This window comes from Pedobacter sp. G11 (assembly GCF_003860265.1).
In the GTDB taxonomy this organism is placed as follows: domain Bacteria; phylum Bacteroidota; class Bacteroidia; order Sphingobacteriales; family Sphingobacteriaceae; genus Pedobacter; species Pedobacter agri.
Map to the genome: position 1 here is coordinate 2,206,474 of NZ_CP034190.1, position 26,296 is coordinate 2,232,769.

Here is a 26,296-nt window from a genome sequence, read left to right on the forward strand (position 1 = left end):
AAGTTTAGAACTTACTACTCACCACTTAAACGACGAGTTGAAATTTAGGTTTAGTTTATGCGTTTGGCACTTACTTAAAACTTAATACGTACAACTTAAAACTTACTATGATGTTAGATTCATTAAAGAAAATGTTTTCAGGCAATGAGGCCGATGTTCCGGTAAATACTGGAAGTAAACCTGATATTTCGAGGGTTAAATCTGCGGAGTTGTATGAGAAATCAAAAACGTATTTCCCCGGAGGCGTAAACTCACCCGTTAGGGCTTTCAAATCTGTTTATGGTACACCGCTTTTTATTGAAAAGGGTGATGGGTGCTATATCTGGGATGCTGATGGAAACCAATTTATCGATTTCTGTGGAAGCTGGGGTCCATTGATTTTAGGTCATAACAACCCTAAAATTCGGGAGAAAGTTACTGAGGTTATGCAGAACGGAATGAGCTTTGGTGCACCTACAGCCTTAGAGAATGAACTGGCAGAATTGATTATTAAAAACAATCGTTTCGTAGAAAAAATTCGTTTTACCAGTTCTGGTACTGAAGCGGTAATGTCGGCAATTCGTTTGGCAAGAGGATTTACTGGCAGAGATAAAATATTAAAGTTCGAAGGTTGCTACCATGGTCACAGTGATTCGCTTTTAGTAAAAGCCGGTTCGGGTTTGGTTACATTTGGCGAAACTTCTTCTGCTGGTGTGCCAAAATCTTTTGCTGAGGAAACGATTGTGATTCCTCTAAATGATAAGACGGCTATTGAACAGGCATTCGCACAATTCAAAGACCAGATTGCTGCGGTAATTATCGAGGGTATTCCTGCTAACAATGGTCTCATTATGCAGGATGAAGAATACATTCATTTCTTGCGTAAAATCTGTACGGAAAATAATTCGCTTTTAATTTTTGATGAGGTAATTACTGGTTTTAGAGTTGGTTTTGAGGGCGCTGCTGCATATTACGGCATCACACCAGATATCGTAACCTATGGCAAAATCATTGGTGGTGGTTTGCCTGTCGGTATGTATGGTGCAAGAGCTGAAATAATGGCGCATATTTCACCTGATGGAGGCGTTTACCAGGCTGGTACATTATCTGGTAATCCTGTAGCGATGGCTGCGGGTATTGCAACGCTGACAGAACTAAATAAATCTGGTTTTTATAAAGATTTAAATAACAAAACTCAGGATTTTGTGGCGAGTATTCAACGTTTTGCTACCGCGAGAAATTATAAATTTAAGGTTTTTACGGTTGGCTCAATTTTCTGGTTTGCATTCACAGACAAGGATAAAATTCAATCGGCAGATGATATTGATGCAAGCAGCATGGAGAAGTTCAAAGTGATGCACCGTGAATTGTTGAATAGAGGGATTTATTTGGGCCCGTCGGGATATGAGGTTGGTTTCGTATCTTCAGCACACACAAAAATAGAATTGGAAAAAGCGAAGCGAGCAATTTTTGAAGCGCTGGATTTGGTGTTTAAGAAGTAATTTAACCATATAAGACATACCTGCCTGCAGTAGGCAGGAAATTATGAGCTCGCCAAGTCGTCATTGCGAAGAACGGAGCAATTTTTAAGCTCTGGTTTGTAAAACAGCGATGGTTGTAGGATTGCTTCCCCGAAATGTCGGGGCAGGCTGTTCCTCGCAATGATGGAAGCATGATGAAACATTGCCCGATTATTGGGAGCCTGGGGTGGTTTTTTAATTTCTTTCAGAAGCCTAAGTTCCCTAAACCCGATTGAAGCGGAAATACTTTTTGATGTAGGTCTTCGACAAGCTCAGACTGACAATCGCAAAAAGATTGAAGCAAAAAGCGGGACTGAAATAACCAAAATGAACAGGAATTTGCTTTCCAATTGATATAATTTAGTAATAAGAAGTACTTTGTTATCCTTTTAAACACAAATGAAAAAATCCATTATCATATTTTACGCCTTACTGCTCTACGCTTTAATCCAGCTTATATCATGGGGGACTTTGGTGGTGCGTTTGCAGCCTAGCCGCATGACCATGATTATGGGAGAGGGCTCTGTGTTTTTATTCTTGCTTTGCATTGGTGGTTATTTTTTGCACCAATCGTTAAAACGGGAAGATAAATTAAGGGAGCAGCAACAGAATTTTTTAATGTCGATTACACATGAGTTGAAATCGCCTTTGGCTGCGATAAAACTTTCCATCCAAACCATTGTTAAAAGAGATTTGGATAAAGCACGGCAGGTTTCTTTGTTAAATAATTCTTTAAAAGATATTGAGCGTTTAGATGATTTGGTCGAAAATATGCTGCTGGCGACAAAAATTGAAAACCGTTCTTATACTTTTCCGAAAGAGGAATTTAATTTTTCGGAACTGGTTTATAAGATTACGGATCGGTTACAGGTTCATTCATGCGGAAATGAACAATTGATAAATGCTCAAATTCAGCCAAATTTGCAGATCATGGGTGACAAATTTGCCTTATCGTCAGTTGTGACGAATTTGATAGAAAATGCGGTAAAGTATTCCAGCCCTTGTGACGAGATTAATGTGCTTTTAGATAAGGTTGACGGACATATTCAGCTAAGTGTGATTGATAAAGGACCAGGTATTTCAGATGCCGAAAAAATGTTGATATTTGATAAGTTTTACCGCGTTGGTAATGAGAATGTCAGGAAAGCGAAAGGAACAGGTTTAGGCTTGTTTATTGTGAAAGAGGTTTTACAATACCATGATGCAGATATTACAGTAAAAGACAATTTGCCTCAAGGAAGTATTTTTGAAGTAACATTTAGTTAATCTCAATTATGTCACAAAAATTAAGAATTCTATTGGTTGAAGACGAGGACCACTTGTTGGATGCTATTAAATTAAACCTAGAACTGGAGGGTTATAAAGTTCACGCCGTTAAAGATGGCAAAACGGCTCTTAAAATATTTAAAGAGGAACGTTTCAATCTAATTGTTTTAGATGTGATGTTACCAGAAATGGATGGTTTCCAGGTTTGTGAAACGATTCGTTTAGAAAATGCAGAAGTTCCGATTATGTTTTTAACCGCTAAAAATACATCAGAAGATCGTGTATTAGGTTTGAAAAAAGGTGCTGATGATTATTTAGTTAAACCTTTCAATTTAGAAGAGCTGATTCTTCGCGTGGGTATTTTAGTTAAACGCAGTTTAAAATCTGATGATTTAAAAGAATTAAACTCTTACAAAATTGGTGATAAAACAATCTATTTTAACTCTTTTGAATTAAAACATGATGATGGAACAATTACACCTTTAACCAAGAAAGAAACGATGCTGTTAAAGCTTTTAATTGAGCGTAAAAACGATGCGGTTTCTCGTGAGCAGATTTTAGAAACGGTTTGGAATTATGATGTTTATCCATCAACCAGAACGATTGATAATTTCATCTTAACGTTCCGTAAATATTTCGAACCAGATCAGAAAAATCCAGTTTATTTCCATTCCATTCGTGGTGTAGGCTATAAATTTACAGATAGTCATTAATGTACAATAGTCTCGGCAGGTATGCATTGATGGCCGTTTTCCTACTGGCTGCACTGGTATGCGTGTTTTTCACTCAATATGAGTTGGCCGCTGTGGCCGGCTTTTTATTTGTCTTTGTTATCTGGAGTCATTTCAGGCACAGTTCTGTTTTAATGGCTTCTAAATATTTTAAGAATAATGAGTTTGGAAAAGCAAAGCTGATGCTGGCCGAAATACCCAACCCGGAAAGATTATCGAAAAATCGTAGGGGATATTACGAGTTCATGCAGGGAAATATAGCTTTGAAAGAGGAAGACTACGAAAAGGCTGAATATCATTTTCAGCTGGCCAGTCGTTTTCCTGTTGGAGGTAAAAATGAGAAGTCGTATGTGCTCATCCATTTGGCCAATCTCGCTCTACGAAGAAAAGATAAAGAACGGGCAGAAGTTTATGTTGCAAAAGCTAAAGAACTTTCAGAATCTTCACGCTCTAAAGACATTATCGCCAAAATAGAAAGAGAAATAAGCAAATTATAATATTCGTATTGTCATTTTGAGAAACGAGGCACCGCTTTAGGAATAAAAAGGTACTTCGTTTTTTTTTTATTTATACCTTTGCGCAATTAAAATTTATCCATACGTCATCAGCATGACGAATAAAAGGGGTAGCAACAACAAATCATGAAGAATAATTTATTTTTAGACGCAGCATTTTCTAAACAAACAGAACGCCCACCCGTGTGGATGATGCGTCAGGCAGGTCGTTTTATGCCACAGTATTGGGAGATTAAAAACAAGTACTCTTTTTTAGAGATGTGTAAAACTCCAGAAATTGCTGCAGATGTAACGATGCTTCCTGTTGATTTGTTGGGTATTGATGCGGCGATTTTATTCTGCGATATTTTGGTAACTGGCGAGGCGATGGGTGGCGATTTGAGTTTCACTCAAGGTGTAGGGCCTAAGTTTGCAAACCCTGTGCGTAATGCGCAAGATATCGAAAACTTAAATGTTGATTGTTTGGATGAATTACAATATGTTGCGGATGCGATTAAGGTGATTCAACAACGTTTAGATGGAAGTATTCCTTTAATCGGTTTTGCTGGTGCGCCTTTTACGGTAATGAGTTATTTAATTGAAGGAGGTTCTTCCAAAGATTTTAAATTAACCAAACTTTTTATTCATAACCAACCTGAATTAGCACATAAGCTTCTGGCTAAAATTGCTAAAGTAACGGCTGATTATTTAAATCTACAGATTGCTGCGGGAGTGAATGCCGTTCAGATTTTCGATAGCTGGGCGTTGGCATTGTCTTGGAATGATTACCAGGAATTCTCACACCGTTATATCCAGGAAATTATTGCGAATTTAAATAGAAAAGATATTCCGGTAATTTCTTTCTGTAAAGGAAGTTCGGTTTTTGCACCAATTATGGCCGAGGCAAAGCCTGATGTTATTTCTGTTGATTGGAATGCAGATTTATTGAACATTAAAAATGCTTTGCCAAAAGGTATTGCTGTTCAGGGAAATTTAGACCCACACATTTTATATGCTGATCAAGCTGTAATTAAAGCACAAATTCATAAATTGTTTGAGCGTATGCGTGGCACTGAGGGTTTTATCTTCAACTTAGGTCATGGTATTATGCCAGATATTCCTTTTGATAATGTAAAGTACGCAATTGATGTGGTAAAGGAATTTAGGTATTAATCCCCTAAATCCCTTAAAGGGACTTGAACAGCGAGCGTAAATTCTAGAGACAATGATCGAAACCCTACAGCCGTATTATTATTATTTTGTTGCAGTACACATTGTATTTGTAATTAGCTGGATGGCGGGTTTATTTTATATTTTAAGTCTTTTTATTTACCACACGGAAGCTAACGACAAACCAGAACCCGAGAAAAGTATTCTCGTGAATCAGTTTACGAAGATGGAAGCTACATTATGGAAAATCATTGCTACACCTGCAATGATTATCACCGTTTTGGCTGGGGTTTCTATGCTCACATTACATCCAATGTTATTACAAATGCCCTGGATGCATGTTAAGCTTGGTTTTGTAGTGGGTTTGCTCGTCTATCATTTTATTTGCCAAAACATCGTTAAGCAGCTAAAAAGAGGTGAGTTTAAGTTAAGTAGTTTTCAGCTCCGTTTGTGGCGTGAGTTAGCTACCATTTTCATGATTGCCATTGTGTTTATCGTAATTTTAAAAAGTGCCATCAATTGGATTTACGGTTTGATTGGCATCATGGGCGTTGCGATGGCAATTATGATTGCCGTAAAGTTGTATAAGAATTACAGGTTGAAAAATAAGCTTAAAGAGTAAAGCAAAAAGACCAAAGTTAAAAGAAAGAAAGTTCTTTGTTTCTCTTGCGTCAACTTGTATTCAATTCTTGATACTTGATATGCGCTGCTTTACACTTTACGAAAAAACTATCCTAAATTTGAGCGATAAAAACCAAGCACATGTTTACAAACACAGGTCTTAGAAAGGCCTTACTATTTATATCATTTCTATTTGTTTCTTATGTTGCCTCTGCACAGTTTAACCAATCTGCTTTAGAGAACAGGATCCGCCCGGATAGCAGTTTAACAAATGAAGTTCATTTTAATTTTTACAACTTCAACTACGTCCGGAACTACGAATACACCAATGATTTCCACGACGGTTATACTTTGTATGGAACCCAGTTGCAGCCGCAAATTGTTTATTATGCACATCCAAATTTGGCCATAACCGCAGGTGCTTTTATCCGAAAAGATTTTGGTCGAAACGGAATCACGGATGCAAAACCATTATTTAGTTTAAAATATCACAAACGCAATTTAACTTTGATTTTCGGTAGTCTGGAAGGTGGCATTCAACATAAATACATCGAACCACTTTACAACTTCGAAAGAACAATTACCAATCCGATAGAATATGGAACACAGCTATTGGTTGAACGAAAGAACTTTAATTTAGATGCCTGGATTGCCTGGCAGAAAATGATTGATAAAGGTGAAGCCGCAAAAGAAGAAATTGTTGGAGGTTTATCTACAGAAACAACAATTGCCGAAAATAATGGCTGGAAATTTAGTTTTCCCGCACAGTTTTTAGCTTTTCATCAAGGTGGACAAATAGATGTGTTAAAGGAGATTCCGATTAGTACAGTTTTAAACGGTGCGGCTGGATTGAAATTGCATAAGGAAATTAATACCAATATCAAACAAGTTTATACTGATAACTATATTGCGGTTTATAAAGATTTATCTCCAGATAAAAGGAGAGCCTACGAAGGTGGTTTCGGTCTTTGGTTGAATGCCGGTGTAGAAAGTAAGTGGGGCAGTTTAGTCGCTTCTTACTGGAAAGGAAATAACTTCATTTCGATTAAAGGTATGCCGTTATACGAATCAGTTTCAAGTAATTTATATACCAATGGTTTAAAGCAGAGCGGCCGAAACATTGTTTCGCTACGTTACGCTTACCAAAAGGAATTGATTCCGCATTTATACCTCGATGTTCGATTTGAACCACACATTGATTTGGATCATACCGATAAACAACTTCAGTTTAATCACTCATTTTTCTTAACATACAAGCAAGATTTTAGGTTGTTTAAAGTAAAGAAGTCAAATTAACCTAACCAATGTTTTGCCAGCGTTAACCTTAAACCGTCATAGTTCAAAAAAAAAGTTTTCCTTTACCTAAGTAATAAATCTTTACTCAGTTGGAAAGGACCTAAAATTGGTTAGGTTGATGATTTCTTTCGCATGTTAGGCCTTTTCGCACATTCACTTATTTGACATCTCCTCCGTTTCTGTCATGCTGTCAGTAAACTATTGCCTTGTTTTTTACATTTTATCAGTCTTTTAGGTATATTTTCTGCCAAAAACCAATTGGCACAAGCATTGTTTAATAGGAGTAGAAATTATAATACTTAAAAAGAGAAAATAAAATACAATGGGAAAAATTATTGGAATAGACTTAGGAACAACAAACTCTTGCGTAAGCGTAATGGAGGGCAATGAGCCTGTAGTTATTGCGAACAGTGAGGGTAAACGTACTACACCGTCTATTGTTGCTTTTGCAGAAAACGGTGAGCGTAAAGTTGGCGAGCCTGCTAAACGTCAGGCTATAACCAACCCAACAAAAACGATATATTCGATTAAACGCTTTATGGGTAACAGCTACGACGAAAGTGCGAAAGAAGCTGGACGTGTACCTTATAAAGTTGTTAAAGGTGATAACAATACACCTCGTGTAGAAATCGACGACAGAAAATATACTCCACAAGAGATTTCTGCAATGATTCTACAAAAAATGAAAAAAACTGCTGAAGATTTCCTGGGTCAGGAAGTTACTGAAGCGGTGATTACTGTACCAGCTTATTTTAATGATGCACAACGTCAGGCTACGAAAGAAGCAGGCGAGATTGCAGGTTTAACTGTAAAACGTATTATTAACGAGCCAACTGCAGCTGCTTTAGCTTATGGTTTAGATAAAGCACACAAAGACATGAAAATTGTTGTGTTTGACTGTGGTGGTGGTACACATGACGTTTCTGTTTTAGAATTAGGTGATGGTGTTTTCGAAGTAAAATCTACTGATGGTGATACACACTTAGGTGGTGATGACTTTGACCACATCATTATCGACTGGTTAACCAGCGAATTCAAAGCTGAAAACAACATGGATCTAGCTAAAGATCCAATGGCATTACAACGTTTAAAAGAAGCTGCTGAGAAAGCTAAAATTGAGTTATCAAGCACATCTTCAACTGAAATTAACTTGCCATACATTACGGCAGATGCAAGCGGCCCGAAACACTTGGTACGTACATTATCACGTGCTAAATTTGAGCAATTAGCAGATAGTTTAATCAAACGTACTATCGAGCCTTGTAAATCTGCTTTGAAAAATGCTGGTTTGAGCACAAGCGATATCGATGAAATTATCTTAGTAGGTGGTTCAACTCGTATTCCTGCAATTCAGGATGCTGTTAAAGCTTTCTTCGGTAAAGAACCAAGTAAAGGTGTTAACCCTGATGAGGTTGTAGCAATTGGTGCTGCTATTCAAGGCGGTGTGTTAACTGGTGATGTGAAGGATGTATTGTTATTAGACGTTACACCTTTATCATTAGGTATCGAAACTATGGGTGGTGTGATGACTAAATTAATCGAGTCTAACACAACAATCCCAACTAAAAAATCGGAAACTTTCTCAACTGCAGCTGATAACCAACCTTCAGTAGAAATCCATATTTTACAAGGTGAGCGCCCAATGGCTGGTCAAAACCGTACAATTGGTCGTTTCATTTTAGATGGTATTCCACCAGCACCTCGTGGTGTGCCTCAGGTAGAAGTATCTTTTGATATTGATGCAAACGGTATTTTACATGTAAGTGCAAAAGATAAAGCTACCGGTAAAGAGCAAAAAATCCGTATCGAAGCATCTTCAGGTTTAACTGATGCTGAGATCAAAAAAATGAAAGAAGAAGCTGAAGCTAATGCTGCAGATGATGCTAAGCAAAAAGAAGAAGCTGATAAAATCAACGGAGCTGATGCTTTAATTTTCTCTACTGAGAAACAACTAAAAGAGTTTGGTGATAAATTATCTGCTGATAAAAAAGCACCAATCGAAGCTGGTTTAGAGAAATTAAAAGCAGCACACGGTGCTCGTAACTTCGCAGATATCGATGCAGCACAAGCTGAATTGCAAAATGCATGGAATGCAGCATCTGAGGAAATGTACAAAGATGGCGGTCAGCCTCAAGGTGGTGAACAACCACAAGCTGATGGTCAGCCTCAAGGTGGCGGTGATAACGTTACTGATGTTGATTTCGAAGAGGTAAAAGAAGAGAAATAGTTTTTAGTCGGAAGACCGAAGATTAAATATAAAAAGCGTTTCTGATTAAGTTCAGGAACGCTTTTTTGTTTTTATATGCTCGTCATTGCGAGGCACGAAGCAATCTCACAGATATGAATTGATAATAAACGAATAAGATTGCTTCGTGCCTCGCAATGACGACTTTCTTTTATTTGAAAATGAATGGTTCAGTACACTTCGGAAACGGCAGCCCCGCCATTCGCTACAATCTTTTTCAAACTTCTGTCATGCGGAGAAATGATGCATCTGTTTCATAGGTTGCAGATGCTTCGTGCCTCAGCATGACAGTAAGTTCAAGGTACTGCAAATCAAAAGTATTTTCGCTGCTGTCTGATTTATCAAAATTGGTTACCTATTGTCTAAGCTAGATGCTCTTCAATAATATCCTGTAATTCTTTTTCGTTCACCGTTAATTCATGAAGCAACTTAAACTGATTTTTAGCCCGATCGAGATTTTGTGTAGGGTAGGCTGTCGGATAGTAAATATCGCCATTTAAAAAATCGGTTAAGAAACGCAAAGCTTGCATGTAAATGATATACTTGCCTGAAAATAAGATAAGTTCTTTTTCAGTCTCGGTAAGAATATTTTTCATTTCTGATAAATAACCTTTAACCATGGCTTCGAAATATGGAAGGCGGATTTCGATTTTGCTTAAATCTTTTTCATTTTCTGAGAATGCACAAAGGTACGTCCGCATCATGTCGCCTAAATCAGAGATAAACTTACCAGGCATAATGGTATCTAAATCGATCACACAAATACCCGCAAAAGTTTCTGCATTTAATAATACGTTGCTAATTTTTGTATCGTGATGCATAACACGATCAGGGAAGTCTTCCCGGTGTGAATATGATTCATAATAATCGAGGATGTATTTATGTTTTAACGCATCATCAATTTGTGGCTTAGCCTTACCTTTTAATTCTTTGGTTGTGGTGGTTAGCGCAGCCGTAAATTGCTCAAATCGTAAACCCAAATCATGAAAGCCGGGGATAGTGGGTTCAAGCAGGCTTGCATCGAAATTATTTAGCAAGGCACTTAGCTTTCCGAACTGTTTGGCAGCTTCATAAGCCTGCTGAGGCTCACTCAAAACATCTAAAGAGACGGTATTTGGAACGAAAGGCAACATCCTCCAATACTCACTCTCAATCATAGCCATTTCTTTTCCATCAACGGTAGAAACAGGTTTGATGAAAAGATAATCAGGGTAGTTTTTTGATAGATAATCGGCAATTGCCTTTAAATTATTAGCAATGTCTTCAGGTTTCCTGAACACTGAAGTATTGATGTTTTGAAGAATGTACTTTTGATCTTCAGATAGGGGAGAAAGCAAATAAGTTCGGTTTATTAAACCCGAACCTATTTGTGTAATTGTGGCAGTTTCTTTAGTATATCCGAAGGCTAGTAAAACTTCAGAATCTAAATTTAACTCCATAGTTTTTCAGGGTATGTTCCGTTTTTAACCAATTGATCAATCGAATCCTGAACATACGGTTTATCTTCTTTATAAGTTACCCCAAACCATTTATTTGATGTTGGTACAACTTTAAATGTTGCGGTATTGCTTTTAACCAGATTTTCACCAATTAACGGAATAAAGAATTCAGCCTTAGGTTTATCTTTGTTTGCTTCCGCAAATTCAACAAAAAGTTCTTCAGTAATTTTAAAAACGGCAGGAGTGAAGCCCCAGAAATTCATCGAAACCGGAGTGCTGAAATCTAAAGGATATTCTTCGCCATCCTCTTCGTAAAAAATCTTTCCATCTTTAGGGTAAACTTTTGTACGTTCAACAATCTCAGTTAAATTTCCAGCATCATCTACTTTACAAACACCTCTTGATACTGCTCCAAACTCAGAAAGGGTTTTACCGATCTCATAACCAATGATAGAATAATTACTGTCTGTGGCTTCTGCAGTAAGAAAGTCAGCCATTTTTTTAAATGCATCAAAGCCATAATAATCATCGGCATTGATCACACAGAAAGGTTCTTTAACTACTTTTCTGCCTGAGAGAATTGCGTGAGCCGTTCCCCATGGCTTTTCTCTATAAATTTCTTCTTCAATACCGAATTGTTTCAAATCGAAATTCTGGAATACGTAATCTGTTTCAATTCTTCCATTCAATTTGGGTTCGAATATGGCTTTAAAGTTCTCAACAAATTCTTCTTTGATGATAAATACTACTTTGCCAAATCCAGCTTGGATAGCGTCGTAAATTGAATAATCGATGATGGTTTCTCCATTCGGACCAAAGCCATCAATTTGTTTCATACTTCCGTAGCGGCTAGCCATCCCAGCTGCCAATATTAATAAGGTAGGTTTCATCTATTTTTTTTATGTTATTCGTTTAGCACGCCTAACCATAACAAGTTATCGGTTTACGTATAAATTGTTTCAGTATCCAGCATTTCCTATTGCGAAAATACTATTTTGGGTGCTAATTGTTATATAGGTATTTAGTACTATTAAAATTTAAAATGGCGTTAAAAACCAAATAAGCCGCCACCACTTTTTGTTCTTGTTTTTTTGCCGGTAAGCATTCCAAAAATGCCTCTTACAATCTCTTTACCAATTTGGCGAGTAATTGTAGCGCCCATCACCTTTTCTATAAAACTCTTTTCACCAGGTTTAGGTTTACTTTCTATTTCCTGTTGCTTTTGGGCTGCAACTTCTTGTTTTTCTTGTTCTTCCGCTTCGGCCCTGTCATTAATTCTCTTAGTTAAAATATCGTAAGCACTTTCCGGGTCAACGGCATCTTTATATTTTAAATACATTCCACTTGCCTGCACCAATTTCTCAAAATCAACTGCAGTTAGCGGTCCCATGATGGCACGTGGCGGGGTAAGCATTGTTGCCGAAACCTCCGTTGGAATACCTTTTTCGTTGAGTACAGTAACCAAAGCCTGGCCAGTTCCCAATGATGTTAAAACTTTATCTATCTGGTAAAAATCTGATTTAGGATAGGTATTAACCGTTTTCTTTAACGCATCAACATCGTTCGGCGTAAAAGCCCTCAAAGCATGCTGCACACGATTTCCCAATTGTCCTAAAACACTTTCTGGTACATCAGTTGGTGCCTGTGTGCAAAAGAAAACCCCAATTCCTTTTGACCTGATTAGTCTGATGATGGTTTCGATTTGCTCCAAAAACGCCTTTGACGAATTTTTGAAAAGCAAATGCGCTTCATCAAAAAAGAAAACCAGTTTAGGTTTGTCTAAATCGCCAACTTCGGGCATGGTATTAAATAATTCGGCCAATAAACTCAATAAAAAAGTTGAGTACAAAACTGGCTGATTTTGAACATCAGCTATATTTAGTAAACTAATGGTTCCTTTTCCGTCTACACGTTCAAATAAATCTTTAATATCAAAAGATTTCTCTCCGAACATTCCACCTAAGCCTTGTTGCTCAATGGCAACAATTTTTCGAAGAATTGTTCCGGAAGTTGAAGTAGAAATACTGCCATATACCTCTTTAATTTCCGCGGCTCCTGCGCCTTCTGATAAATAGGAAACGAGCTTCTTTAAATCATTTAAATCGATAATTGGCATTTTATTATCGTCGGCATATTTAAATATTACCGCCATTACGCCAGATTGAGTATCGTTTAAATCCAATACTTTCGATAAAAGTGTTGGACCGAATTCCAAAACCGTCGCTCTCATCTGAGCGCCAATTTTTCCAGATAAAGAATATATTTCTACCGGAAATCCGGAAGGAGAAAAGGTTTTGTTAAGCTGCTGAGATCTTTCTTCAATTTTCGGATTGATAGAACCGGCCTGATTCAAGCCAGATAAATCTCCTTTAACGTCTAACATGAAAACGGGTACAGCGGCATCTGATAATTGCTCGGCCAGTAATTGCAGCGTTCTGGTTTTTCCGGTACCTGTTGCGCCTGCAATTAGTCCGTGCCTGTTCATCATTTTTAACGACAGATTAACTTCAGCTTCGCTGTAAACTTGCCCATCCAAAATACCTGCTCCCAAATAAATATAAGACCCTGTTGGGCTATAGGATGATTTTATTTTTTCGATGAATTTTGAAGACAAATCACTCATTTTTTAAAAATTAGATCGCCAATTTAAGAAACTAATTTAAAAAGATTGCGTTTTGGCTTTCACTTTCACATCAAATTTTTGCACAAACGATTGTCTTAAGGATCTAGTTTAACGGTCTATAATAATTTAGCTCATTTTTAAGTGAGATAATTTCCTCTTGCATTTCACTCAATTGAGACAATAGATGCGCTACTGCATGTAAACCTTCCAAGTTTATTTCCAGATCATTACTTAGTCGTAAGTAACGTTCAAGTTTGGACAGTTCATCACTATCCAGCCAAACCGTTTTTTTAATAATAGTGGTATGAATCAAACCAAATTCTTCCAGTGACTGAATAAAATTGATTTTGACCTGATGATGTATGCACACATCTTCAACTGATATTAGATTATTTTCCATATTGGTTAGCTTTTGGAAAGTTTTTCGAATAATTCTCTTTGTTCGGCAGTTAAATTTGTAGGTAATTTAATTTGCCATTTAACATACAAGTTGCCAAATGCATCGGCCTTTTTGTAAATAGGGAAACCTTTTCCCTTTAACCGGAGTGTAGTATCGGGTTGCGTGCCTTCTGGTATTTTCAATTTTACTTTACCATTGAGGGTTTCCACAATTTTCTCTCCACCTAAAATTGCGGTGTACAAATCAATTTCTTCCTGGATATAAATGTCATTTCCCTTCCTTTTAAAGCGGGGATGATCTGAAATGTTGAATTTGATGTATAAATCTCCGGGAGGACCATTATTGACACCTGCAGCGCCATAGCCTGGTAATTTGATTTTTTGGCCATTCTCCACACCTGCAGGGATTGTAATTCGAACCTGTTTACCATTTACAGTTAAGGTTTGCTTATGGGTAGTGTAGGCATCTATCAGGTTCAGTTGTAAATCGGCATTATAATCCTGGCCTTTGAATGGTGAATTTCGACCGCTTCGTCCGCCACCACCACCAAACATTGATGAAAAGAAATCTGAAAAATCTTCTCCACCAAAACCTCCAGAATATCCACCTCCGCCACTATAACCACCACCTTGAGATTGGTATTGCCGGCGTTGCTGTTCCTGAGCATCTAACTGATCAGCATGTTGCCAGTCTTTGCCATACTTATCGTATTTTTTCCTTTTGTCGGGATCACTTAAAACTTCGTTAGCCTCATTTATCTGTTGGAATTTTTTGTTCGCTTCTTCATTATTTGGATTTAAATCAGGATGATGCTTTCTCGCCAACTTCCGATATGCTTTTTTTATATCATCGTTTGAAGCATCTTTTTTTAAATCGAGGATTTTATAATAGTCAATATAGTCCATGGAATATAAACAAATAAGTTTGTGGAATGTTCAGTTTTGCCCAGATAAAGATACGTGAAATCAGGGATTTTATAAGCTAGTCTAGCCTGTGGAAAAATGTGAGCTGTATAAAAAAAGCTCCGATTCTTCGGAGCTTTTTGATAACAATAGAGAGAATTATTTTTTGCCTTTAACGTATTTTTCCAGCCATTGATCTTCTTCCCAAAGGGTGTGAAGAATATTTTCTTTGCCACGGTAGCCATGTGCTTCGTAAGGTAGGAATACGAAACGGGTTGTACCGCCGGCACCTTTAATTGCGTTAAATAAACGTTCACTGTTGATTGGGAAAGTTCCTGGGTTATCGTCTGAATCTCCGTGAATGAGCAAGATAGGTGTTTTGATTTTGTCTGCATAACTGAAAGGACTCATTTCATAGTACAATTGAGGTACCTGCCAATATGTGCGTTCTTCATTTTGAAATCCAAATGGCGTTAAAGTACGATTGTAAGCTCCACTACGGGCAATTCCAGCGGCGAACAAGTTGGTATGTGCCAATAAATTTGCCGTCATAAAAGCTCCATAACTATGACCGCCAACTGCCATACGTTTTTTGTCTCCTACACCCAGATCAGACAATTTATTTATCGCAGCCTCTGCATTTAGTTTCAATTGCTCAATAAAAGTATCATTCGGTTTTTTACCATCTTTAGCAACAATAGGCATCTCCGCATTATCTAAAATAGCATAACCTCTGCTAACCCAGTAAATTGGCGAACCCCAGCTGATTGCGGTAAACTTATCTTTTGAACCACGAATTTGTGCTGCATCGGCAGCCGAATTAAATTCACGAGGGTATGCCCATATTAAAGTTGGAAGCGGGCCGTCTTTATCTTTGTTATAACCTTTGGGTAAATATAAATCACCAGTTAAATCAACTCCATCGGCACGTTTGTATGAAATTTTCTCTTTCGTGATGCCATCTAATGATGGGTAAGGATTAGCAAAATTTGTAATTGGCTGATCGGCAACGCGAAGAACTAAATTTTTAATATAGTAATTTGGAACTAGTTTTTGACTTTCCTTGCGTGTGAGTAAAACCAACTTATCTGGATTGATCACATCGCTCACATATTCGAAAGTTCCTTCAGCGCTGCGCCAAACAATCTCATTCTTCTTTGATGCCAGATCAAATTTGGCCAGGAATGGTAAATCACCTTTCTCTGATGAACCAACCGGATTATTCATCAATAATTTCGTTCCATTGTCAACCAATTTAATCACCTGGCGACCATATTTATTTTTTACGGTAACCGGAGAACCTGGATTGCCATAAGCATCGGTTTGGTTGCGGCTATATAATTCTTCAACAGCACCTGTTGCAGGATTGTATCTGCTCACTTTCGAAGTTTGCTTACTTCTTAAACCTTCCATAATTAAAGCCAGGTTTGCATCACCCCATTGAACACCGCGGTAACGAGTTTGCGTTTTAAAAAGTTCTTTTTCAGCACCCGTAAATGGAGCACTCAAAGCATAAACAGCATCGTGAAAAGGAACATTCTTTTTAATTAAACCGCTATCAAGTGGTTTTGCCCAAACAATAGTTGCCGGCTCATCATCTCTCCAATCAAACCCACGCGGCACATTTTGTGTATTGTCATAACCTGAAGGTGTACCTTCTGATGAGGGTAATTCTGCAATAACTTTTACAGGTTTTCCTGTTAAGTCTGTTATAGCAACAGTTGATGGAAAGCCAAAAGCCGAAACCAAATAAGAGAATGGTTTGCGAATGGTTTCAATCATCATAAAATTTTTATCGGGTGATAAATTTACTCGTTGATAGATAGCTGGCTTGCCAATAGGAGTTTCTATTCCGGCTGTATTTTTAACCAGTTGCGATGTTGCGAAAAACTCAAACAACTGCTCATCAAAAGGCGATTTAATTAAATCCTGGTAAGTTGCACTTGGTGCTGCTTTACCCAAATTTTGTTGAATGGTAGGCCCCTTTGGCATTAAAGGTTTTGCTGGAGCGGCACTTGCAGGTTTCGTTACAGTGCGATAAATGATTGTATTATCATTTAACCAGGTTAAACCGCTTCCCAAAACAACATTTAAAAATGCTTTATTAGTTTTGGTCGCTTTTTTAGTGGCCAGATCAATGATGTAAAGGTCTACGCCCTTTTGAGTAGTGTTGGTAAATGCAATCTTATTTTCAGCAGGATTCCAGCTGATATTACCAGCGTATAATGGGCTTGGCAAACCAGTAACCTGAAAAGTTTGATTTGATTTAATATTTTTCAGACTGAAATTGTTGATGAAATTTTGTCTGCTGGGTGAATAGTTATTCGGATTTAACCTTAAACCTGCAATACGATATTCAGGCATTGCCAATTCTTCAACTGATGGATATGAATTGCGCTCACTGAATAAAATCCATTCTGCTTTCCCGTCAATACTTACCCCAGGTGTTGGCTTTGCCAATAATAGGTCAGCGATTTCTTTCGGTGGTGTTTGATAGCTGATGGCATCTTGTGCATTTGCATTCAACGAAACACATACGCCCGCCAATAAAAAATAAAGCTGTAATTTTTTAATCATCTCAGTTAGTTTATTTGAAATAAGGAATGCCCAAATATTGCAAAATTAAACTTGATGATGCGTAACTTCTTATTTACAGAAGTTAAAACCTATGTCTTCTCTTGTTTCTAAATAAGGCTTAAGGATATAGATTTTGGATGTGTTTTACAGAATTGTCAATCATCAATGCTAATATATTTTGATCAATATCAGCTAGATGATTGCGGTTCCCACATCTTGGCTTCGAAACTGGTTACTTTTTTCATAATCTCGATAAAATCGAAACTGTTTTGTCTTTAATCTGATCATCAAGGCGGTCTAAAAATTAGCTTACCGCTAAGTCGTTTTGGTTAGTTTTGTTTGAAGTCATTGTTCAGCTATATAATTCACCCTAAATTTTAAGCAGGTTATTAATTTAAGAAATTCACCTAACGGTCCACAAATCGCACTAAAAATGTAAAATAACGGTAGTTTGTATTCGTAGATTTACTTCTTTTAGACACGTAATTATACCCTTTAAAAGGCGTTTTGCACACTATTTCTAGCCTTCATATTGACAAAAGTCAAATAATGCGCATGTTTTATACATCCTTACACGGTTTTTATTAAATTTGATATGTCAGTCGTCCCCGATATTTGATTTAATAAATTTTTTTAACCAAAGGAAATTAATTATCTCAATGACAACTCAATCAAAACATGGTGAAATTCTTGAGCGCATAGTGCGCCGGGACCGTATGGGAATTAGCGAACTTTCAAGGAAACTGAATGTTAGCAGAAGAACAATCTACAACTGGTTTGGCCAAGATCGGCTGAGCCACGAGGTTATCTGGCAAATTGGTAATTTGCTGGGGCAAGATCTCTCTGATTCTTTCCCTGATGTTTTTCCTAATGGAAATGCCTACGTCACAGCAAACGCCGATTCACCTACACAGCCGGCTGCTGAACCAAACTCTGTTTATTTTTGGATGAATAAATACATCCATCTGTTAGAAAAGTATAACGATTTGTTAAACTCCGAGGAGCAAGATCCTTTAGATGGGGTTCAGCCGAAAACCATACCATTAAGAAATAGGAGAACGGGTACTTTCATTTATCAATAAAGCAAAATCTAAAAGATCTAATTGCTTTTGAATTTAATTTCGTTTAAAATAATTTGCTTCAATTTAACGCTCTTTAGATTGCTAAGCATTTCTAGAAGAATAGCCACTTAAAATATTAAGTGGCTATCTTTTTTTGTTAAAGGAAGTATCCTTTTATGATGTGCCTGCCCTCCGCGGATTGCCCGCTCACAGGACTTTTTTATCTGTTGTTTTATGGTTAACAATTTAGTGAAATGTTGGTTTGTTCAAATGAAATAATTTTACACAACTTCATAAAAATGTTAATAACTTCGAAACAGACAATCAAACATTATTTTGCCCTTCATAGTTGTTAAATTCAGATTTATTAACAGCCAAGTAAATCAGAGCTATATGTTCTAAGGAATTAATATTTTCATTGTTGGAATAGTAATTGTTGAAAATTAAAAATATTTATCGTCAAAATTTCATCCTGATCATAGAATGAGTCATCATAATTACCTCTTAAGTAACGAGCAATTGTTGCAAGTTTTCAATTTAACACATACCGCAACGGCCATTCACGTTACAGAAGATGCTATTATCCAGGAAGCGAATGACGCGATGCTGCGTATTTGGGGCAAGGATAGAAGCGTGATAGGAAAGTCATTAGAGGAAGCCCTTCCTGAACTCAAAGGGCAACCATTTATAGATATGTTCAAAACCGTTTGGCGTGAAGGATTGACTATTTCTGGAAAAGATACTGCTGCTAATTTGGAGATCGAAGGTGAAATCAGTACTTTTTATTTTGATTTTGAATATAAAGCAGTAAAGGATGAAAGCGGTCAGGTAATTTGTATTCTACATACAGCGATTGATGTTACGGAGCGCTTTTTGAAAAAAGAGGCTGAAGAAAGAGCTGCTGAAAAAGAGATGGCGCTGCAAAGGGAACAAGAACTTAATGAAGAACTTGCTGCCACCAACGAAGAGCTGTTGGCCACAAACGAAGAGTTGCAAGTGGCTCAGGATAAGCTTTCATCATTAAATAATGATTTAGAAGAACGGGTTTTAAAACGGGTACGTGAATTATCTGAAAGTGAAGAACGGTTTAGAACAATGGCCGAGGGAACAGATATTTTTATAGCCGTTGGCGATGAAACCGGAAATGCAATATATTTCAACAAACCATGGGTGGAATTGACAGGTAGATCTATGGATGATCTTCTTGAATTTGGTTGGGCTGATTTGATACATCCGGATGACCGAGAACGTTATGTGGGCATATATCTTTCTGCATTAGCAAAAAAAACACCTTTTACAGGAGAATTCAGGATTCTAAGTAAGGAAGGAAACTACAGATGGCTTTTGGCGAATGGCCCACCACGCTTGCACCCTGATGGAACTTTTGCAGGTTATATCAGCTCATGTATTGACATTACCGATCGGAAAAAACACCAGGAAGAACTACAGGAGCTCAACGAAGAGATGGCAGCGGCAAATGAGGAACTTGCCGCAACCAATGAGGAGTTAGCAGCCACCAATCAAGAACTTGCGCAAACCCATAGTGATCTTGTTGCATACATCAAAAAACTCTCAGATAGCGAAGAAAAGCTGCTTCAGGCGATTGAAACCGGTAAAATGGGTACCTGGAGTATCAACCCTGAAACCATGAAGATAACCATGTCGGCGTTCGTAAGAGATTTGCTTGGCTTGAGTATGGAACGTTCAGTAAATATTGACGAAGTGATGAAAGCAGTGGATAATGATTACCACCAGATGCTTCTTAATGCTTTAGATAATGCACTAAAAAATCATGTATCAAGTGATACCGAGTATCCGATAACTAATTTAATTACTGGAGAAGAAAAATGGGTGAAAGCTACTGGTAAGGTCTTCTTAGATCAACAGGGCAATCCAACAGAATATTCAGGAATGTTTATGGATATTACCGAAAGAAAGCTTGATGAACTTCGCAAAAACGATTTCATTGGGATGGTAAGCCATGAGCTGAAAACACCACTCACTGCCATTAATGGTTTTGTGCAAGTACTCCAGCGCAAAGCGAAGAATGCAGATGATGACTATTCTACAAATGCTTTAGATAAGGCTTATATCCAGGTTAGAAAGATGACGGCTATGATTAATGGTTTCCTGAATGTTTCCAGGTTAGAATCCGGGAAATTGCTGGTAGATAAACGACCTTTCAGGCTAGATCAGTTACTGCAAGAAACCATTGATGAGTCTTTTATCTCTCCATCAACACATGAAATAAACTTTGATAGCTCATGTGAGGTAACAGTGAACGGAGATAGAGATAAAATTGGAAATGTAATTTCAAATCTACTAAGCAATGCACATAAGTATTCAGCCAATGGAACCAATATCGAAGTAAACTGCGAAATTACGGATAATGAAGTAATTGTTAGTGTAAGAGATGAAGGCATCGGTATTTCGGAACATGATGCCAAAAAATTATTTGAACGTTATTATCGCGTAGAAACCAATCACACCATATCAGGCTTCGGCATTGGATTATATTTAAGTGCTGAAATTATAGAGCGCCATAACGGGCGGATTTGGGTAGAAAGCGAAACTGGCAAAGGATCAGTATTTTATTTCACCTTACCATTATCATAAAAAAGGGACAGGCTGCGAAGCCTATCCCATATCTAAACCCAAACATGCGCTCAAACATGAATGAATTATAATTGAAACAGCAAAATAGCACATTGGTTTTAAACTATCCAAATTTATGCGTTACAAATTCTAATTGTTTTTTCATCATCAGCGCCATTGAAATAAGCTACAATAACATTTTTAAATACCGGGTTGCTATTCGGTAAAATCGAAAAAAGCGTCATGCTGGAGTGAAGCTTTAAATCATCGGGATATCCGAAAATTTCATTGGCAGTTTTATTCTTGTGCTTCAACAGTTCTTCAGAAATTTCAATTAATCTTTTCCCTAATATAGGATGATTTAAATAATTTTCCGCTTCCACCGTATCCTTCAAGGCATAATATTTTGCAGTATCACTATGGGCTAAACCTTCAATTTGCGGGAAAATATACCACATCCAATGGCTTGTTTTTCTACCTTTTCTAATTTCCGAAAGCGCATGATCATAACTATCGCTCTGAGCTGTAATAAACCTGTCTAGTGATTTCATAATATCTTAATTGATTTAATAACTCATCTAAATTGTAATAGTTTTCCGATCAAATCCAACAATAACGCTCTGTAGTCAAAAAACTACAGCTTGTATCAGGTTATTTGGCTTACCATTTGCTTCCACTATTGAAAATTCTAAATGGACTACGCTAATAAATCTCCTTATAAATGTATAATTATCGATGATGATCAACTCAGCATTGATATTCTTGCAAATTTTCTTTCCAAAATACCTGATTTTGCTGATGTTAAAACCTATGTCGATCCTGCAAAGGCCATTATGGACCTGAAAGGAGAAAGTGATATTGACTTTTTATTTCTCGATATCAGAATGGATATATCAGGTTTAGATGTAGCAAAGATTTTGCGTGATAGCGTTCGGTTTTTATTTTTTGTAACCTCTTATGAAGAATATGCAATCGATGCGTTTGGCGTAAATGGCGATAAATTTTTAGTTAAGCCTATTGTATTTACAAAACTTGCTGCTGCAATTGATGAAGTTCTGCAAAAAGAAAAGAAACAAAAAGGCTATTCGATCACTTAGTGAGCAAGATAGTTCCTCATGCACAAAACAATTTCCTTTTTTTAGGATTGTAAGGAAAGCTTAAAATGGTAAATCTGTTTAAGCATTATAATTTTTTTAAATTTCTTACTCCTAATACATGAGCAAAAAGGTTTCAACCAAAAGAATTGCAATACTTGGCGGAGGTCCTTGCGGACTTTTTATCTATAAACGACTTATTGAGTCAGGCTTAAAAAATATCGAAATAGAGATTTTTGAAAGAAAAGCATTTTTAGGGTCGGGTATGCCCTACAGTCCCGAAGGAGCAGCGCAGGAGCATATTACAAACGTATCGGATAATGAGATTCCAATCATCTACAGTTCAATAGAAGATTGGGTAAAAATTGCACCTCAATCAATATTGAAAAAGTTTGACATCAATTCTTCAAAGTTCAACGAATATAAGGTTTTACCACGCTTATTTTTTGGTGAGTATCTTTCAGCTCAATTTGATCTCTTAATGGCCGCGGCAGAAAAAAAGGCAATTTCTACTAAAGTTCATTTGCGCACAACGGTAACAAACGTTTTCGATGATAAAGAGAATAAAAAAGTTAAGGTACAAATAGATAATAAAGACGAATTGATTTTTGACGAAATCATGATCTGTACCGGGCACCATTGGCCCAAAAAATATGAAGGTAAAATTCCTGGTTATTTTGATGCCCCGTACCCACCAAAAAAGTTGGCTAAACATTTTAATGCGCCTATTGCCTTGAAAGGTTCATCGTTAACTGCCGTTGATGCCATCAGAACGCTGGCCAGAAATAATGGTGTTTTTACGCAAAATGATGATGGTACCTATTTATTTAAACTGGATCCGAAAAGCAGTAAGTTTAAGATTGTCATGCATTCCAGAAATGGATTGTTACCTGCCATTCGCTTTCATTTGGAAGATAGTCATTTAGGTAAAGATACCACACTCACCAAAAGCCAGATTCAGAAGCACATTAAAGAAAACGGAGGTTTTATTTCTCTCAACTATGTTTTTGAAAAAAATTTTAAGGAACAATTTAAAAAGAAAGAGCCAAAATTTTATGAACGGATAAAGGATATGGATTTGGAAACTTTTGTTGATGCCATGATGGATTATCGGGAAAAGTTACCGCCTTTTGATCTCTTTAAAAAAGAATATTTGGAAGCCGAAAAATCTATTGAGAAAAAAGAATCGATTTATTGGAAGGAAGTACTGGCAGTGTTGAGTTTTGCAATGAATTATCCAGCGAAATACTTGCCCGCAGAAGATATGTTGAGACTGCAAAAGGTGTTGATGCCTTTGATTTCAATAGTGATTGCTTTCGTACCTCAAAGTTCATGTCGCGATTTAATGGCCCTTCATGATGCCGGCGTATTGGATATTGTTTCTGTTGGCGATGACAGTCATGTTGAACCAAATCCTGAAGGCGGCGCAACCTATTACTACAAAGATGAAAATGGAAAGGAGATTTCCGAAAGCTTCAGCATGTTTGTTGATTGCGTTGGACAACCTCACTTATCATTTGAAGATTTCCCGTTTCAGGGCTTAATTGATGATGGTACGATAAGCCCGGCTACATTGCGTTTTAAAGACGCTGAAAAAGCTGAGAAGGAAATGAAACAAAAAAATAAACTGGTTAAGAAACATAAAAACGGAGAATATTTTCTGAGTGTTCCTGGAATAACCATTAACGATTTTTTCCAGGTAGTGGATAAAGATGGAGAAGCAAATGAACGTATTTATATTCTAGCGGTTCCCTATATTGGGGGTTACAATCCAGATTACTCGGGTATCGACTTCTGCGAAGCAGCATCAGAACAGGTCATGAAAAAAATAAAAGCATAAAAAAAACCGAGGTAAACGCCTCGGTTTTTCTTTATAATGTGATGAAAACTTATTTCATCCCATCTTTAATTTTATTAATCATTGTTAAATGTGTTTGAACTACAGGAGCAGTTTTAGTTGCAAATGCTTTTAACTCGGCATCCGCTCCGCTTTTAGATTCATCTTCCATTAATTTCAATGTAGATTTATGCCCGTCAACCATGGCGTCAACATAAGCTTTATCAAAATCAGTACCCGATTTTTTGCTTAAGTCATCCATTTTCGATTTGTGTTCTTCATCAACTGTAGATGGTAAGGTAATGTTTTTAGCTGCAGCGATTTCCATCAATTCGGTATTTGCTTTTCCATGATCATTCACCATCATCGTCGCAAACTCTTTTACCTGCGGATTAGTACTTTTTTGCAGCGCCAGTTTGCCAAGCTCAACTTCTGCCATTCCCCCTACTGCAGCAGCTGTGGTAAATTTTGCATCAGCATCATCAACGGCAATACCACCGGTTGCAGCAGTATTCGTGGTGGTGTCTTTGCTCATGTTTAAGCTATCTGCTGTTTCCTTTGCATCTTTATCTCCACCGCCACACGCTTGAAATGCCAGGGCCGAAACTGAAACGGCCATTAAATAAATTAACTTTTTCATATTATTGGTTTTTGTTGTATTCTAATAACATGATTTATTTGGAAAGGTTTAGTATAATCTTGCTTCAGCAAACTATCCCTTAAATTTTATCTAGTTTAAAATAACCCAGATGGATTTCATCCTCTGGTAGGTCTGCATTCGGTGTAATGTCGATATGATACTTTTCTTTATGCTGCGGACTCAAAATATCTTCCACCCGATAAATATCATCAATGTCAATTCCGTATTTTTCATCAATATGTGAATTGGCGCCTTTTACAGAGTTTGTTTTAAAAAACACTGTTTTTTTTGCATCCTGAATGGCAGCAGCACGATCATCTTTCACACCTAAAACAATATAGTGCTGTTCTTCTAACTTGCCAGACTGGTAACCACCCAGATTAATAAAAAATAATTTGTGTTGAGAAGTGTTATGACCGGGAACTCTTGGCTTAACCTGAATTTGGAAACCATCAACCTCATTTACTTCACGCCAGCCATCAATATGGATGCTATTACCAGCTTCAGGCCAGAAGGCTTTGATATCTGGAACAAGTTCCTTTAAAGAATGAGCAATTCCGAAAAAATAATCGTGTTGCTCTACATTTCTTTTAGGTGCTTTCGAACCTAAAAGTAACATATATAATTTTGGATTTCCGTTTGGTGATAGCTGATCGTTCATATTGCTGAATTATAGATATTATAACCAGCAATTGATCTTATCGTTTTGAAAAATATTATTTAACGCGTTTTTATCTGATGAATCGGATATCTTTAATCTCTAATTTTAAATCTTTAATTTGCTCCTGCGCCTGACGGTTTTCCAGATAAAAATAAATGGCAAAACCCAGAAATATTTTCCCCAACACAAAAACAGCAGCAAAAACCCATCGCCATGCTTTATGAATGCGCATTTGGTTTGATTCAGACTCTACCTCGATGTACCGATCTTGCTTTACTTTTTCCTGTTCAGCTTGTTGATATTTGTGTTCAGGTGAAGTATAACGATCTAAATTTTGCTCACGAAGTTTAATTTCATTTACCTCTTGCTCAATTTTAGACAATATTCCGGGAGGTGGAGGAACAGCCATGCTTTGGGCAAGTATTTCCATGTCCAACTCCAGTTTTGTTAAAGCCTCATCAAATTCAGGATATTGTTTTTTAAGCAGTAACACCTGCTGAACTTCATCATCCGTTGCCACGCCCATTACATAGGTTTCCATTAGGCCGCTATCTATAAATTTTTTAATTTCCACGAGCTTTCCTGATTTTATCTACTGATGATTTTAATTGGGTGCGCAAAATATCTTCTTTTTTGTGAAGTAGGCTTGCCAGCTGAGAGATTGATTTTTTCTGATAATAAACCGCCTGAAAAACAACGCGTTCGTCAGCAGTTAATAAATTTAAATCATCATTAATCTCGTTGGCATCTCGTAACTTCCCACCTTCATGGTCTGCTGAAGAAAACTCAATCAATTTATTTTGTGCATACTGCCTCAGCGCTAACCAGGAGGTTGGGCGGCCATTGCTTTCTATCGCAAATGCAGATATAATTTTAATTAAGTGTTCTTCCGACCTCTTATGATCTTGAACTGTTCCTCGGATAAAACCTAAAAGCATGCCAGCATATTTATCGTATAACTGACGAATATCTTTTACGTTATCTTTGCGGATATTTAAAGCAACTTCAGACATTTATTAACGGGAGTAATTAAATATAATTGCAAGATAAGCGCAAAAACTTAAAATACTTTTATTCAAAAAGAAAAAAGAGTCAACTTTAATTGTTTTAGATGGTTTTATATACAAAATTGGAAAATCTCTAAT

23 protein-coding genes are annotated in these 26,296 nt (G+C 37.1%); 12 read left to right on the forward strand and 11 right to left on the reverse strand.

Going from position 1 to position 26,296, the window contains the following annotated elements; all coding sequences use genetic code 11:
• Positions 1-110: 110 nt before the first annotated feature.
• The 8 genes from hemL to dnaK all read left to right on the forward strand — a co-directional run bounded on the left by hemL (position 111) and on the right by dnaK (position 9,304).
• A complete protein-coding gene (gene hemL, locus EA772_RS09615; protein ID WP_124915012.1) occupies positions 111-1,481 on the forward strand; it encodes a glutamate-1-semialdehyde 2,1-aminomutase in 1,371 nt (456 codons plus the stop codon).
• 417 nt (positions 1,482-1,898) lie between these two features.
• On the forward strand, positions 1,899-2,765 hold the full coding sequence (locus EA772_RS09620) for a sensor histidine kinase KdpD (RefSeq protein WP_124912747.1): 867 nt from the start codon (positions 1,899-1,901) through the stop codon (positions 2,763-2,765).
• An 8-nt stretch (positions 2,766-2,773) separates the two neighbouring features.
• Positions 2,774-3,478, forward strand: a complete 705-nt coding sequence (locus EA772_RS09625) for a response regulator transcription factor (protein WP_010602455.1) — start codon at positions 2,774-2,776, stop codon at positions 3,476-3,478.
• Positions 3,478-3,993 carry a hypothetical protein gene (locus EA772_RS09630; RefSeq protein ID WP_124912749.1) on the forward strand — a complete coding sequence of 172 codons (516 nt, stop codon included), beginning with the start codon at positions 3,478-3,480 and terminating at the stop codon, positions 3,991-3,993. Before EA772_RS09625 ends, EA772_RS09630 begins: the two co-directional genes overlap by 1 nt.
• A gap of 144 nt (positions 3,994-4,137) precedes the next feature.
• Positions 4,138-5,163, forward strand: a complete 1,026-nt coding sequence (hemE, locus tag EA772_RS09635; RefSeq protein WP_124912751.1) for a uroporphyrinogen decarboxylase — start codon at positions 4,138-4,140, stop codon at positions 5,161-5,163.
• Between the two features lie 52 nt (positions 5,164-5,215).
• The gene (locus EA772_RS09640; RefSeq protein ID WP_124912753.1) at positions 5,216-5,782 is read left to right on the forward strand and encodes a CopD family protein; all 567 of its coding nucleotides are present in this window, start codon (positions 5,216-5,218) and stop codon (positions 5,780-5,782) included.
• Positions 5,783-5,922: 140 nt separating this feature from the next.
• Positions 5,923-7,077 (forward strand): hypothetical protein, encoded by a 1,155-nt coding sequence (locus tag EA772_RS09645; protein ID WP_124912755.1) that lies wholly within the window; start codon positions 5,923-5,925, stop codon positions 7,075-7,077.
• 322 nt (positions 7,078-7,399) lie between these two features.
• The gene (dnaK, locus tag EA772_RS09650; protein WP_124912757.1) at positions 7,400-9,304 is read left to right on the forward strand and encodes a molecular chaperone DnaK; all 1,905 of its coding nucleotides are present in this window, start codon (positions 7,400-7,402) and stop codon (positions 9,302-9,304) included.
• Between the two features lie 380 nt (positions 9,305-9,684).
• On the opposite strand, the gene EA772_RS09655 is transcribed toward dnaK, so the two are convergent.
• From EA772_RS09655 to EA772_RS09680, 6 genes are all read right to left on the reverse strand, one after another.
• Positions 9,685-10,761, reverse strand: coding sequence for a phosphotransferase enzyme family protein (locus tag EA772_RS09655; RefSeq protein WP_124912759.1), 1,077 nt, complete (start codon positions 10,759-10,761; stop codon positions 9,685-9,687).
• Entirely contained in the window at positions 10,752-11,651 is a 900-nt protein-coding gene (locus tag EA772_RS09660; RefSeq protein ID WP_124912761.1) for a sugar phosphate nucleotidyltransferase, read from the reverse strand. The genes EA772_RS09655 and EA772_RS09660 overlap by 10 nt, the downstream gene beginning before the upstream one ends.
• Positions 11,652-11,809: 158 nt before the next feature.
• Positions 11,810-13,384 (reverse strand): helicase HerA-like domain-containing protein, encoded by a 1,575-nt coding sequence (locus tag EA772_RS09665; protein WP_124912763.1) that lies wholly within the window; start codon positions 13,382-13,384, stop codon positions 11,810-11,812.
• A gap of 103 nt (positions 13,385-13,487) precedes the next feature.
• The gene (locus tag EA772_RS09670; protein ID WP_116169518.1) at positions 13,488-13,784 is read right to left on the reverse strand and encodes a chaperone modulator CbpM; all 297 of its coding nucleotides are present in this window, start codon (positions 13,782-13,784) and stop codon (positions 13,488-13,490) included.
• A 5-nt stretch (positions 13,785-13,789) separates the two neighbouring features.
• Positions 13,790-14,689 (reverse strand): DnaJ C-terminal domain-containing protein, encoded by a 900-nt coding sequence (locus EA772_RS09675; protein ID WP_124912765.1) that lies wholly within the window; start codon positions 14,687-14,689, stop codon positions 13,790-13,792.
• A 156-nt stretch (positions 14,690-14,845) separates the two neighbouring features.
• The gene (locus tag EA772_RS09680) at positions 14,846-17,263 is read right to left on the reverse strand and encodes a S9 family peptidase (RefSeq protein ID WP_124912767.1); all 2,418 of its coding nucleotides are present in this window, start codon (positions 17,261-17,263) and stop codon (positions 14,846-14,848) included.
• Positions 17,264-17,922: 659 nt separating this feature from the next.
• Between EA772_RS09680 and EA772_RS09685 the strand changes: the two genes are divergently transcribed.
• Positions 17,923-18,345, forward strand: coding sequence for a helix-turn-helix domain-containing protein (locus EA772_RS09685; protein ID WP_116169521.1), 423 nt, complete (start codon positions 17,923-17,925; stop codon positions 18,343-18,345).
• Positions 18,346-18,807: 462 nt separating this feature from the next.
• Complete coding sequence (locus tag EA772_RS09690) at positions 18,808-20,940, forward strand: PAS domain S-box protein (protein ID WP_124912769.1); 2,133 nt, start codon at positions 18,808-18,810, stop codon at positions 20,938-20,940.
• 113 nt (positions 20,941-21,053) lie between these two features.
• Here EA772_RS09690 and EA772_RS09695 read toward each other — a convergent pair whose 3' ends face one another.
• Entirely contained in the window at positions 21,054-21,470 is a 417-nt protein-coding gene (locus tag EA772_RS09695; RefSeq protein WP_124912771.1) for a DUF1810 domain-containing protein, read from the reverse strand.
• Between the two features lie 141 nt (positions 21,471-21,611).
• Here EA772_RS09695 and EA772_RS09700 point away from each other — a divergent pair, with 141 nt between their 5' ends.
• Both EA772_RS09700 and EA772_RS09705 read left to right on the forward strand, forming a co-directional pair.
• Positions 21,612-22,016, forward strand: a complete 405-nt coding sequence (locus EA772_RS09700) for a LytTR family DNA-binding domain-containing protein (protein ID WP_010602225.1) — start codon at positions 21,612-21,614, stop codon at positions 22,014-22,016.
• Positions 22,017-22,134: 118 nt separating this feature from the next.
• Positions 22,135-23,853 carry an FAD/NAD(P)-binding protein gene (locus EA772_RS09705; RefSeq protein WP_124912773.1) on the forward strand — a complete coding sequence of 573 codons (1,719 nt, stop codon included), beginning with the start codon at positions 22,135-22,137 and terminating at the stop codon, positions 23,851-23,853.
• Positions 23,854-23,902: 49 nt separating this feature from the next.
• Here EA772_RS09705 and EA772_RS09710 read toward each other — a convergent pair whose 3' ends face one another.
• From EA772_RS09710 to EA772_RS09725, 4 genes are all read right to left on the reverse strand, one after another.
• Positions 23,903-24,490: a DUF4142 domain-containing protein gene (locus tag EA772_RS09710; RefSeq protein WP_010601934.1), complete on the reverse strand. Its 588-nt coding sequence runs from the start codon at positions 24,488-24,490 to the stop codon at positions 23,903-23,905.
• A gap of 79 nt (positions 24,491-24,569) precedes the next feature.
• Complete coding sequence (locus EA772_RS09715; RefSeq protein WP_124912775.1) at positions 24,570-25,151, reverse strand: DUF1543 domain-containing protein; 582 nt, start codon at positions 25,149-25,151, stop codon at positions 24,570-24,572.
• Positions 25,152-25,221: 70 nt separating this feature from the next.
• Positions 25,222-25,725: a hypothetical protein gene (locus tag EA772_RS09720; RefSeq protein WP_124912777.1), complete on the reverse strand. Its 504-nt coding sequence runs from the start codon at positions 25,723-25,725 to the stop codon at positions 25,222-25,224.
• Positions 25,715-26,164: a sigma-70 family RNA polymerase sigma factor gene (locus tag EA772_RS09725; protein ID WP_124912779.1), complete on the reverse strand. Its 450-nt coding sequence runs from the start codon at positions 26,162-26,164 to the stop codon at positions 25,715-25,717. Before EA772_RS09725 ends, EA772_RS09720 begins: the two co-directional genes overlap by 11 nt.
• Positions 26,165-26,296 lie beyond the last annotated feature (132 nt).